10 protein-coding genes, 1 rRNA gene and 1 pseudogene are annotated in these 11,234 nt (G+C 62.3%); 3 read left to right on the plus strand and 9 right to left on the minus strand.

What is annotated here, in order from left to right; translation table 11 throughout:
* The first annotated feature begins 108 nt into the window (after positions 1–108).
* From ACT54L_RS04765 to ACT54L_RS04775, 3 genes are all read left to right on the plus strand, one after another.
* Positions 109–993 (plus strand): carbon-nitrogen hydrolase family protein, encoded by an 885-nt coding sequence (locus tag ACT54L_RS04765; RefSeq protein WP_476084380.1) that lies wholly within the window; start codon positions 109–111, stop codon positions 991–993.
* Positions 990–1,487, plus strand: coding sequence for a DUF1178 family protein (locus tag ACT54L_RS04770; RefSeq protein WP_476084381.1), 498 nt, complete (start codon positions 990–992; stop codon positions 1,485–1,487). The genes ACT54L_RS04765 and ACT54L_RS04770 overlap by 4 nt, the downstream gene beginning before the upstream one ends.
* Before the next feature lie 290 nt (positions 1,488–1,777).
* The gene (locus tag ACT54L_RS04775; protein WP_476084418.1) at positions 1,778–3,034 is read left to right on the plus strand and encodes a lytic murein transglycosylase; all 1,257 of its coding nucleotides are present in this window, start codon (positions 1,778–1,780) and stop codon (positions 3,032–3,034) included.
* A 69-nt stretch (positions 3,035–3,103) separates the two neighbouring features.
* On the opposite strand, the gene ACT54L_RS04780 is transcribed toward ACT54L_RS04775, so the two are convergent.
* The 9 genes and pseudogenes from ACT54L_RS04780 to rrf all read right to left on the minus strand — a co-directional run bounded on the left by ACT54L_RS04780 (position 3,104) and on the right by rrf (position 11,106).
* Positions 3,104–4,840: a glycosyltransferase family 39 protein gene (locus ACT54L_RS04780; RefSeq protein ID WP_476084382.1), complete on the minus strand. Its 1,737-nt coding sequence runs from the start codon at positions 4,838–4,840 to the stop codon at positions 3,104–3,106.
* A 145-nt stretch (positions 4,841–4,985) separates the two neighbouring features.
* Complete coding sequence (locus ACT54L_RS04785) at positions 4,986–5,813, minus strand: glycosyltransferase family 2 protein (RefSeq protein ID WP_476084383.1); 828 nt, start codon at positions 5,811–5,813, stop codon at positions 4,986–4,988.
* 211 nt (positions 5,814–6,024) lie between these two features.
* Positions 6,025–6,432, minus strand: coding sequence for a GtrA family protein (locus tag ACT54L_RS04790; protein ID WP_476084384.1), 408 nt, complete (start codon positions 6,430–6,432; stop codon positions 6,025–6,027).
* Complete coding sequence (locus ACT54L_RS04795; protein ID WP_476084385.1) at positions 6,432–7,595, minus strand: FAD-dependent oxidoreductase; 1,164 nt, start codon at positions 7,593–7,595, stop codon at positions 6,432–6,434. Before ACT54L_RS04795 ends, ACT54L_RS04790 begins: the two co-directional genes overlap by 1 nt.
* Positions 7,592–8,617: a hypothetical protein gene (locus ACT54L_RS04800; RefSeq protein ID WP_476084386.1), complete on the minus strand. Its 1,026-nt coding sequence runs from the start codon at positions 8,615–8,617 to the stop codon at positions 7,592–7,594. The genes ACT54L_RS04795 and ACT54L_RS04800 overlap by 4 nt, the downstream gene beginning before the upstream one ends.
* Positions 8,614–9,477: a sugar phosphate isomerase/epimerase family protein gene (locus ACT54L_RS04805; RefSeq protein ID WP_476084387.1), complete on the minus strand. Its 864-nt coding sequence runs from the start codon at positions 9,475–9,477 to the stop codon at positions 8,614–8,616. The genes ACT54L_RS04800 and ACT54L_RS04805 overlap by 4 nt, the downstream gene beginning before the upstream one ends.
* Positions 9,474–10,424, minus strand: coding sequence for an NAD-dependent epimerase/dehydratase family protein (locus ACT54L_RS04810; protein ID WP_476084388.1), 951 nt, complete (start codon positions 10,422–10,424; stop codon positions 9,474–9,476). Before ACT54L_RS04810 ends, ACT54L_RS04805 begins: the two co-directional genes overlap by 4 nt.
* A 133-nt stretch (positions 10,425–10,557) precedes the next feature.
* Positions 10,558–10,719: pseudogene (locus ACT54L_RS04815) on the minus strand (helix-turn-helix domain-containing protein); the annotation flags it as partial.
* A gap of 272 nt (positions 10,720–10,991) precedes the next feature.
* Positions 10,992–11,106, minus strand: a 5S ribosomal RNA gene (gene rrf / locus ACT54L_RS04820).
* Positions 11,107–11,234: the final 128 nt, after the last annotated feature.

Here is an 11,234-nt window from a genome sequence, read left to right on the forward strand (position 1 = left end):
CGCGCCTGGGATGCAAGATCGAGAACGCGTGACACGATCCGATTGCGGTGCCATCGGATCGGCGTCTGATCTAGACTGATCGAAGATACGCCAAGCCTGCGAGATCCCATGAGCCCCTCAGCCTCCTCCCAGACCCTGCGCGTCGGCCTCGTCCAGTTGCGCACCGGCCGCGATGTGGGTGCCAACATCGACATCGCCAGCGCCTTGATCCGGCAGGCTGCCGAAGCGGGGGCGCGGTATGTGCAGACGCCCGAGACCACCAACCTCATGGAACTCGACCGCGCAGTCCTGTTCGAGCACCTGAAGGAGGAGGAGGGTGACCCCACCCTCGCGGCCTTCCGCGAGCTGGCGCGCGGCCTGTCCATCCACCTGCACGTGGGGTCCCTGGCGCTGAAGGTGTCCGAGCAGCGGGCGGTTAATCGCGGCTTCCTGATTACGCCCGACGGTGAGATCGCCGCCCGCTACGACAAGATCCACATGTTCGATGTGGATCTGGCCAATGGCGAGAGCTATCGCGAATCCACCGCCTACAAGCCCGGCGAGCGCGCCGTTCTCGGCCATGTGGAGGGCATCGGGCTCGGCATGACCATCTGCTACGACCTGCGCTTCCCCGCCCTCTACCGGGCGCTGGCGGAAGCGGGCGCGCAGGTGCTCACCGTTCCCGCCGCCTTCACCCGCCCCACGGGTGAGGCCCATTGGCACGTCCTCCTGCGCGCCCGCGCCATCGAGAACGGTGCCTATGTGCTCGCGGCCGCCCAGGGCGGACGGCATGAGAATGGCCGGGAGACCTATGGCCATTCCCTGGTGATCGACCCCTGGGGCCGCGTGCTCGCCGAGGGCGGCAGCGACCCGGGCGTCATTCTCGCCGAGCTGGACATGGCCGAGGTGGAGGCGGTGCGCCAGCGCATTCCCTCGCTGCGCCACGGCCGCCGCTTCGAGATGGCGGAGGGCCGGCCGGCCGGCCACCTGCACCTGGTGGGAGCGCCCACGTGATTCGCTATACGCTCCGGTGCGACAAGGATCATACGTTCGAGAGCTGGTTTCCCTCCTCCGATAGCTATGAGAAGCAGAAGGCGCAGGGTTTCGTCGCCTGTCCCAGCTGTGGGAGCGTCGCGGTTGAAAAAGCGGTGATGGCACCTTCCGTCGCCCGCACCGACCGGCCACGGGCCGCGGCGCCGCGCCCGCCCGCGACAGCCGGAGAGCCCTCCTCCCCTGCCCCCGCAGCCATGCCCGCGGCGGAACAGATGGCCCTTATGTCCGAGCCCGAGCGCGACCTGCGCCGCCTGCTGCGGGCCGTGCGCGACCATGTGACCAGCACGGCCGATTATGTGGGCGACCAATTCGCGGACCTCGCCCGCAAGATGCACCAGGGCGAGGTGGAGCACCGCTCCATCTATGGCGAGGCGACACCCGACGAGGTGCGCACGCTGAAGGAGGAGGAAGTGGAGGTCTTTGCCCTCCCCGTGCTGCCGGACGAGCGCAACTGACAGGGCGCGCCTGACGCGCGACAAGACGCGCCTCTGATCCCACAAACTTGCCCGGCGTTAACCGCGGCGCAACCATATTCACGGCCCATTAGGGGCGAGCTGCCCGCCTCCAGACCGGGGCGGGCGCAGGTTGGGGCATGGCCACCGCCCCGGCCTCCAGCGTGGCGAACCCGGAGAGGCGCGCGCGGAGGCCGGCGGGGCACCAGATGTGGCGGCCTGGCCGCCGGGACGAGGCGCACATGGCAGACACGATCACCCGCAGCCTTCGCATTGCCGCGTTCGGCGCTGTCTTGGCCGGAAGCTTCGCGGCCGGCGCCTGCGCGCAGGTGACGGGATCCATCTTCGATCCGCCCGCGACCCCGACGCAGGCGCCCAGCCGATCCACCCATCCGCTGATGACGCCGCAGGCGATCGCCGCGGCCGAAGCGAATTTCGGTGCTTGCATAGCTGGCATGTGGCCCTTGGCCCAGGCCAAAGGGGTCTCGCGCCGCACCTTCGAGCGCTATACGTCGGACCTTACCCCCGACATGAAGATCATGGACTTCCTTGACCAGCAGCCGGAATTCTCAAAGCCCATCGGCGACTATGTGAACATGCTGGTGAGCGAACGTCGCATCACCCGGGGCAAGGAAATCCTCGCCAAATACAAGCCCATCTTCGACCAGGTGGAAAAGGCCTATGGAGTGGACCGCTATGCGGTGGCGGCCATCTGGGGCATCGAGTCCGACTACGGCAGTCCCTCCGGCATGGGCAATCGCTCGGTGCTGCGGTCCACGGCGACGCTCTCCTGCATCGGCCGGCGCCAGGAGTTTTTCCGCGACGAATTCATCGCCACCCTGCAGATCCTGGAAAAGGGCGACGTCCCTGCGGACCATCTGAAGGGGTCCTGGGCCGGTGCCTTCGGACCCACCCAGTTCATGCCCACGTCCTTCCAACGCTTCGCGGTGGATTTCGACGGCGACGGCAAGCGCAACGTGGTGGATTCCATCCCCGACGTCATCGCGTCCACGGCCAATAATCTCAAGCTGGATGGCTGGGAGTTCGGACGGACCTGGGGCTATGAGGTGGTCCTGCCGGCCAATTTCGACTACCGCTATGTGGATCGCTCCCGCAAGATGACGCTGGGCCAGTGGGCCTCTCTTGGCATCAAGCGGCCGGGCGGGCGGGACTTTCCCCGTGGCAACGACACCGCCTTCCTTCTGCTGCCGGCGGGCGCCAAGGGCCCCGCATTCCTGATGCTGCCGAACTTCTCGGCCATCCTGAAGTACAATCCCGCCGACGCCTACGCCCTTGCCATCGGCCATCTGTCCGACCGCCTGCGGGGCGGCGGGGCCTTCGCTCAGAACTGGCCGGACGAACGGGCGCTGACCCGCACCGAGCGGGCGGAACTGCAGTCCCTGCTGGTCCAGCGCGGCTATGACATCGGTACGGTGGACGGCATTCTCGGCCAGAAGACCCGCGTGGCCGTCCAGGACTTCCAGATCCGCGCCGGGATGCTACCCGACGGGTATCCCTCCGTCGCGGTGCTGGAGCGCTTGCGCCGCTGAAGGCGGGCGTATCAACGCCCTCGGTTCCGTCTCGCACGGCGCCACCGCGTACAAGCACCAGGCCTGACCTCAGCGGGCGTGCTGCGACAAGAACAATGCCCAGCACGCCAGGCCCACCATAAGGCAGAGCATGCCCGCGGCCGCACTGTCTCGCCAGAGCGCTCGCCTTTCAAATGCAGTGCCGGCCTCATGGGCCGGTGCGCCAGGAGGAACGGGCATGGGCCGGGGAACAAGACCGGCCGCCAGGAGAAGGAGAAGCAACGCAAAGAGCTGCATCGCCGGACCAATGTACATAAACCCATCGGTGGCAAAGCTTGTCACGCCCACGAGCGAGAGCAGGAATAGGCGGCACCCGACGAACAGCGCCAGCGCCGCAACGACCCCAAGGATGCGCCAGTCTCGCGACGCGGCCGGCCGCCTGATGGCATAGACCAGCCCTCCGAGCGCGGCCAAGGTCAGCACATAAAGCCCCCCCCTGTAGAGGGGATTGAGCCGGTCGATGATAGCAATTGCCGAGCCTCGCGCGGCCTGAACCGGCGCGAGGAACACGGGCTTGTAATCGGCAGCTTGGAAGGCATAGGGCCGATTGAGCTGAGCGAGCATCACATCCATTTCAGGTTGCGAACCTGCACTGGGCATGACCAACGGGAAGTCAATGCGAAACAGGAAAAGGCGCTCGACGAGCCTGCCAAAATACGGCGGGATCTTCGCAAGATCGGAGACAAGGATGGTTGGCAGCTGACCGACCGGTCGCCAGATGCAATGGAGCCGACCATCGCCACAGGCCGCTCCCACCTCGTCAGCCACCGCTCGATAGAATTTTGCGGCGGCTGCCGGTGTTGCGTGATAGCCGGCCTGCCATGCTCCCCACCGCAAGGCCCAGTGCCACCAACCGTTCGCGATCTCTCCACAGGTCTGTGGCCTCGGATCGCATCCAAACTGCCAGTAGCCTGGCGCCTCAATAATAGGTCGGAGCGTCGCAAAGGTCGGACTTACGGCGTATATGGCTTCCCGAGACGCCTTTGTCACTCCGACGCCGCTCTTCTGGCCGCCGTCCGTGACACTGAGCAGACGCGAGTTTGCCGCGACGAAGTCGCTGTCGCCGATCTCCGCAACGGTCCATCTTCCATAGATTTTCTGGTTCAAGGCACCGACGGTTAAAGGAAGGAAGACGGCGCCGATGCCGAACGCCACGGCCAGAGCAGGCAATGCCCGCAACCCGTTGGACAAGGCCAGCAACAGGACGATGACGCCGGGAATCATCCAGATTCCCTCTTCCCGCGTGATCCAGGTCCAGCCGAACACGACGCCCGCAGCCAGAAACCCCGACACCTGCCAGCGCGAGCGGAAGCTCAGCAAGATAATCCCGAGGAACAGCAAGACTTGGGACGGATAGATGGACTCTCGAAGGATTCGGAAAACCGAAAAAACCTGAGGGTGAAACAGCAGCAGCGGAACGGCAGCGACACCAATCCACATGGCGCGTGTCAGGCGCCAGATCCCGGCGGCGCATACCAGGGCCGCAACAACTTTGAAGAGAGCAACGCCGATCGAATAAGGAAGTCCCAGTTCATATAGGGCCGCGAGAAAAAGGGGAAAGCCCGGGGGCTTAGCCAGGGCGCGGTCATTGTAGGTGCCCATCCACTCACCAGCGGCGAGGGTGCGAGCCTGCGCCATGTAGAGTGCGTCGTCATGGACGGCATGGGCGAGCAAAGTGACAGGTTGGTTCGCTGAAATCACCAGGAACGCCGCTACGATCAGGCCCAATATTGTCGCTGCAATCAAAACAGCTGGCGAGCGATGCATGCGTGTAGCTTCCTAAGACGCGCGGCTTTGTCGGCCCAAGGGGGCGAGGCAATCTCGCCGGGAGGCGGCGCTCCACCTGACAAGGACCAGGGCGCCGAACTTGAACGGAACCTCCGACCTCTTTAGGCCGCAAGGCGCAAAGCGGTCACGCTCCGTTTCGCGGGACCGTTGGCGGGGAAAAACGACCAAGCGCCGCCTCGAGGGCCTGACGCAACACTGCCATCTTTGCGCCGCTCCCGCGAATCTTCGTGGGCGTGGGTTGACCCTTCGGATATGTGCGCGTCACGGGAATTTCGCAGACGCGAAAGCCAAGCTGACCGGCCCGAACAGTCAGGTAAAACAGCAGCTCATAATTCATGAAGACGTCGCGAAACGGCACAACCCGGGGGTCCATCAGATAGCGGCGCGAGTAGGCCCGGTAGCCGTTGGTGGTATCCGTGAAGAACCGGCGCCCAGACAGTGTCATAAGCGGCGCATGGATGAATCGATTACCGATGGTCCGCTCGAAGGGAGTGTTCTCGGCCTTACCGCCCGGGCGATAGCGGGACCCCTGAACATAATCGAAGCCCTCGTCCAGTTTGGCACAAAAGCGGGCGATGGCGTCGACGCCGTCTTTGCCATTGCCATCAATCGTGACGATGCCGTCATATCCCTCGACGAGGCCCCACGCATAAGCCATGCGCAGCTGGGCACTCAGACGGCCCGTGCCGGTTTTGGTCAGCACCGCTCGAACGCAGGACACCGACCGAATGAAGTCGGAATCCAATGAGCCATCCGTGGACCCCCCATCAGCGACGACCACATCCACTGGCGCGGAGGCTTCATCGATGGCGCGCAACTGCCTGCGGATGCGCTCTCCCTCATTGATGACGGGAATGACCAGGAGATGCCGGTGGCGCTTGGGACCGAAGACAGTCGACTGACTGGCCGGCACCTGCCAGTTCTGCACAGACAATTCAGCGTCGGACGTCATTGCACAAACCCTCTTGGGCAAGGCCTGCCCCACCGCACCGGAGCGTGATTAGGGCAGATGACCTTGATCGGCAAGCCGTGCACCCACCCCGCCCAACCAGCTATTCCTGCATTCGCAGGCATTTGCATCGTGTCCCCCGAGCCCCCCTTGATGCCTGAACAGCAGCCGCCGGATGGAGAAAGGATCGTATGATCCCGGCGCATCGCCACGCCTAACGGTGCCCGCGCGCACCGCGGTAGACCAGCGCGCGGCTAAGCCCATAATTCACAAAGAACGACACGCATGCAGCGCTGGCCAAAACAATAAGGCTACCCATGGCCCCCTGGATGAAGAGGGAGAGCACGGCAATGGTGCCGACACGAACTCCCAGGACCGCCACCGTCGACGCAACATATAGCGTCAACCTGCGCAGAGATAAGCCGCTGGCGTCCGAGCGAAAGGTCCAGAATTCGTGCAAGACGTAGTTGAACACTGCGCCAACACCGAAACCTGCAACGGCTGCGATTTCAAGCGGCAGACCCACCATGTTTGCAAGACACCATGCGCTTGCGAGATCAAGCGCCAGGCCACACGCAATGACGAGTCCGAAGCGGATCACAGAAGGAACAGCCGCAAGCATTACGCGCGCTGCTCCCGGTCGGACCGCGGCAAGATGAAGCCGTCATGGGCGTGCTTGAAGGCACCGCCCTCGCGCTTCAAAAGCATGAAAAGATCGTAGATGTTGTCGATTTTTCCGCCCATTACCGATGTAATATTGGAGTTATCAGGCTTGCGCTGAAACAGAATCGGTCGACCGTCGTCCCGCTCATTCTTCAAGAGCACTGTCTTGACGTCGTAGATGGAGCGGATGTGATGAGCGCCGCTCATGCATGGCAAGTATCGCCTTGCATCGAGGATCATATGTCGCGCGTAGCTCTCGCGTGGCATGCGGTCGCCGATCGCATATGCCGATAGAGTTTGGTCTCCGTCGAGCCAACTGGCATGCGGCGTATACCGCACATGAGTAAGGGAATAGAGCTGGCTCGCAGGATAGGGCATGGCCGAAAAGAATGCCCCATCCATGACAGTGATGCCGTAGCCGACCAATTCCTGCGGCGGCTCCACCAAGGCGATTTCAGCAAACTCATACCGAACCGGGGCTAAGGGCAGATCAGCCATCCGCAGTATGCTGTTGATCTGGGCGTAGGTCACATTGAATACGCGCCGCCCCCGGACGGCACTGCCGTCGGAAAGGTGCAGCACAGCTCCGTCCAGCCGATCCATGGCCCCGACAACGGATGTCTTCGTTCGGACATCAATACCACTATGATCGATGCGTTCGGCGAGAACGGACTGAAGCACCGAATAGTCGAAGGCGAACTCTCGACAGGCGAACACCTCTTCGACCATCGTCCGGTCAAAGAGCGCCGCTTCCATGTCACGCGCCGGCCGAAGGGAGGCGTTCAAATCCCTGAACATGCGAAGGAACCGACCTGCGGATACCTTTGAGCGACTGCGAGCGATGGCGTAGAGCATCTGGAAGTCGTCAACGACGGCCTCCGGGAAATCCTTGGCAAATCGGTCGCTGAGCGCCGCCGACCGGGCCGCAGTCACGAAGCTGCGTGGATAATGAAAGCCGGAGTGGATACGCGCTTGGTTGACCCGGGATGCCCGGGTGAGAAACGTGTCCTCGGCCTCCAACAGGAGGACCTTCGCGGATACGGAGCGCAGGAACAAGGCGAGACAACAGCCGTAAAAGCCTCCGCCGATGACAACATAATCGTAGTCACGCGTGTCCATCATGCCGATGCCGCCCCTGGCGAGGTCCCATCCTTGGGGAGGGGTGCGTCCGCGTGCCCGATCTCGATGGCGATGTTCAGGTCATGAATGTCCGAAGGCAGATTGGTGTTCGTGACTTCTTCTACAACTGTATCAGCAACTTGGGGCTCCAGGTGCTCCAGAAGCTTCTGCAACCCCATAGACAGGCCAAGCACGGCCAGGGCCAGATATCCAATGGTGCCGACCTGCAGAATAGTGGTTGTGAACCAGCCTGGTTGAACGTGGCTGGCGAATATGACCACACCGATGGCATAGATGACGTAAGCGACCGCCCCAAGCATCACGAAGCCCGAAAGCAACCCCACACCGATCAGAACAACCGGAGCGGCGTTTACCGAGAGCTGATACGCAAGACCGACGCGGCGCCAGAATGTGGCATCGCTCCCTATCACGGGTTTGAGCACAGGCGCGGGAATGTGAATAATGGGCAATCCCTGCCCGAGAGGCGGGAAGCGCAGCGCAAGGTTATATTGGGGATGAGCAAGGATCCGCCCCATCCATACCCGAGGGATGGCGATGGTCCGCATGTCGCCAGACGAAATCCGGAACCGACTGGCAGAACCCAGAACCTGAAGAAGACTGCTCGTCCAGCTGCGCTGGTCTCTGGTAAAAACGGTGACGGAATTCTTGTCCGCCGCCGTTGAAATCATGGCCGACAGATCGAGGACACCAGCCTCCGCCAACGAGGTTATGACCACCACATCACCAATGGCTTCGTTGGCAGCAACCACGCGGCTGGCATAGTGGCGCCTTGTCCCGCGGACTTTGATGATTCGAACGTTCGGGCAACGCGATAGGCAAAGGGACAAAAACTCTTCTGGTTCATCCATCCGCGCAATCAGCAGAACTTCAAAATAGCGGAACCGAGCGGAGATTTGCCGGCACGCCTCCTCCACCACGGCCACATCTGATGCGCAGCTCAACGTCTCTGGAAAGCACAAGGAGACAAAGATGTCCTCACGCACCGCGGCTAGGCCGGCGCTCATGGCGCGTCCTCCCCGTTTTGTCCCAGCCCCGCAGCCAGAACCGCCCTTGCGAGCCGGTGGACAGCATCACCAAGCGCCCCCAGTTCGTCCCCCGAAACCGCCTTCATCTCAATGGAAACAGCCCGGCAATAGCCCACGGTGTTGAGGGCGCGCAGAAGGTCGAGCCCCTCGTCCGAGGAAGACGGCGCAGGTTCCAGGAAGGGACGGCTCACGTGGACATGCGAAATAGAATGGCAGCTCGCGGCCACGGCTTCCGCGACGCGATCATAGGTCCCGGCCATGTGGAGGGCGCCGGTATCGAAGTTGAGGGTGATGCCGGGATGGCTGAGATCATCCACCATGGCCAGCGTGTCCTCGAGCGACACCATGAAGTTGGTCCCGTATTGAGCCGGGTTCGGCTCGAGCGCGATGACAGCGCCGTTCTCAAGAGCCAAGTCCCCGAGCCGGCCAAACACGTCCGCCGTCCGTTGACGCACGTCGTGCCACGCCATGCCGGCCGGCACCACCCGTTGACGCGGCGAGCCAAAAACAAGATTGCGCACGTCAAGGCGGCCCGCCAGCCGAATGGCACGGCCCATGCCGTCCACAAATCGGCCAACCTCGTCCCGGTCTCCAAACAGCGCCGCACCTTCGACACCGAAAAGCAGCGATTGCATAGACACCAGCGTCAGGCCGAATGCGCTGACCTCCGAAAGGCGCTCGGCAATGAAGCTGTCGGACAGCTCACCGCGACCAAAGTCGGGGGAGAGGAACAAGCCGGGCGCAATCTCCAGGCCCGTAAATCCAGCGCTCTGAAGCAACTGGTACGCCTCGAGGCGCTGGTCCCAGTTCCAGGCGATGTTTGAAGCAGCCAATATCATGTGCGGCCCGCTTCGGCGCAGAATGTCTTGATGGACGCAAGCACATCCGCCTTCGACTGAATGTATCCGGGCGGCCCTCCCCAGATGGAGGAATAGCGCGTTCGCATATCTTCTCGGTAGAGCGGCGCCGTCCGCGCCGTCAGTTGCTTCCCCGCGACGGCAGAATAGACTTCCGCGGCTCCCATTGGCTCCGGCGCCAAATGCACCAAGGGCAATTCGTGCTCAAGAGCCAGGCAGATGTCGGACCAAAGCCGGGACAAATCATAGTACTGGTACACACTGTCGGCATGTGTAAAATTGAGGGCGGTAAATCCCACGTCGAAAAGTGCATCTGCAATTGCTGAGCGCTCGGAGGACGTCAACGCATCACGACGGTATACGTACATCCTCGTGTCTTCGCTAAACTCGTAGGAACGGGCCATCCGCGCCGCGTTTTCGGCTGGCAAGCTCTCCATGAGGTCTTCAAACTTTTCCGGTTTAAGAAAAGACGGAATGGGGTTCATCATGTCGAATATTGAATTTTTCTTCAGCCCCACCCCAAAAAGCGCTGGCAATCGGATGATCAACGGGTGCGCAAACAACCTGGCGACCTCACCCTCCAAATACCTCCTGTTCCGACCGTATGCCTTTTCCGCCTCAAAGCTTTCTGTATCCTCATCAAGCCCCGCCGCAGGCCGATCAAGGACCGCAATCGTGGAGATGAGGATCATGTGATCGGCTTTTATGGTGGACAGACAGTCCAATAGCTTCTGGATGTTTTTCAGGTCCGCTTCCGGATCTTTATTGGCCAGCCACATGGTGGCGGGCGCGGCCGCGCACACCGCGATGTCAAAAGATCTGCCGCATATTTCTTGAATATTCCTTGAATTGTACTGCTCCTCGAAGCGCGCCTGCCCCAGCAGGTTCGTGCCAACGAAGCCGGTACAACCGATGAGCGCGCGCGACATGGTGACCTTACGTTCAGAGAGGATGCGTGGAACGTCTGTAGCACTCGGATTGATGCCGAATTAATACAACTCTTTGCAGCAATCCGGCAGACCTCTTATCGGGGACGGGAGGCCGCAGGTGAGATGCCGGAGGCCGACCCCGCGCGCGGTCGAACAGCTTGAAGCCGAGCTGGTCCTCGGCATGGAGGAGGATCTGGCTGAGGGCGGGCTGTGAGATGTTGAGCATGGCGGCCGCCCGGGTGACGGTGCCGCAGCGCATGAGCATGCAGAAGACTTCGAGTTGCCGTGCGCGCATGGATCCGTCCGGGCGGTGGGCGCGGGTCCGTCCGATCGGCCGGTGTCACCGCGGGGGCAGTCTATCACCCTGGCGCGGGGCGCGGGCAATGAGGGTGCGCATGGGCTTGGGGCCGGCGGGAAGGCGGGAGGGCCCGGCCTTGGCGCGCCCCGCAGGGATCGGCGCCCTCCCCCCATCTTTTCTGCCCCTGACAGCAAAAACCCCCGGCTCTCTTTCGAGGGCCGGGGGTTTTTGTTTGGGTATCGTTTCTAGAGTTTTGATGTCCTTTGCAGGCCTGGCAGCGACCTACTCTCCCGCGTCTTGAGACGAAGTACCATTGGCGCTGAGGAGTTTTACGGCCGAGTTCGGGATGGGATCGGGTACAGGCTCCTCGCAATGGCCACCAGGCCGGCGAAGGACATCAAATGAAGCTGGTCGTTTGGAGTGTGTCGATGTGTATGGACATCGAGGATGGGAACGATCAAGCCGATCGAGGGATTAGTACCGGTAAGCTGAACGCATTGCTGCGCTTACAC

Source organism: Aquabacter sp. DMC10, assembly GCF_056314145.1.

What these genes read in the sequence shown, in the direction of transcription:
- ACT54L_RS04805 (WP_476084387.1), bottom strand. Translation starts at nt 9,477, where the DNA reads ATGATATTGGCTGCTTCAAACATCGCCTGGAACTGGGACCAGCGCCTC.
- ACT54L_RS04780 (WP_476084382.1), bottom strand. Translation starts at nt 4,840, where the DNA reads ATGCATCGCTCGCCAGCTGTTTTGATTGCAGCGACAATATTGGGCCTG.
- ACT54L_RS04785 (WP_476084383.1), bottom strand. Translation starts at nt 5,813, where the DNA reads ATGACGTCCGACGCTGAATTGTCTGTGCAGAACTGGCAGGTGCCGGCC.
- ACT54L_RS04790 (WP_476084384.1), bottom strand. Translation starts at nt 6,432, where the DNA reads ATGCTTGCGGCTGTTCCTTCTGTGATCCGCTTCGGACTCGTCATTGCG.
- ACT54L_RS04795 (WP_476084385.1), bottom strand. Translation starts at nt 7,595, where the DNA reads ATGATGGACACGCGTGACTACGATTATGTTGTCATCGGCGGAGGCTTT.
- ACT54L_RS04800 (WP_476084386.1), bottom strand. Translation starts at nt 8,617, where the DNA reads ATGAGCGCCGGCCTAGCCGCGGTGCGTGAGGACATCTTTGTCTCCTTG.
- ACT54L_RS04765 (WP_476084380.1), top strand. Translation starts at nt 109, where the DNA reads ATGAGCCCCTCAGCCTCCTCCCAGACCCTGCGCGTCGGCCTCGTCCAG.
- ACT54L_RS04810 (WP_476084388.1), bottom strand. Translation starts at nt 10,424, where the DNA reads ATGTCGCGCGCGCTCATCGGTTGTACCGGCTTCGTTGGCACGAACCTG.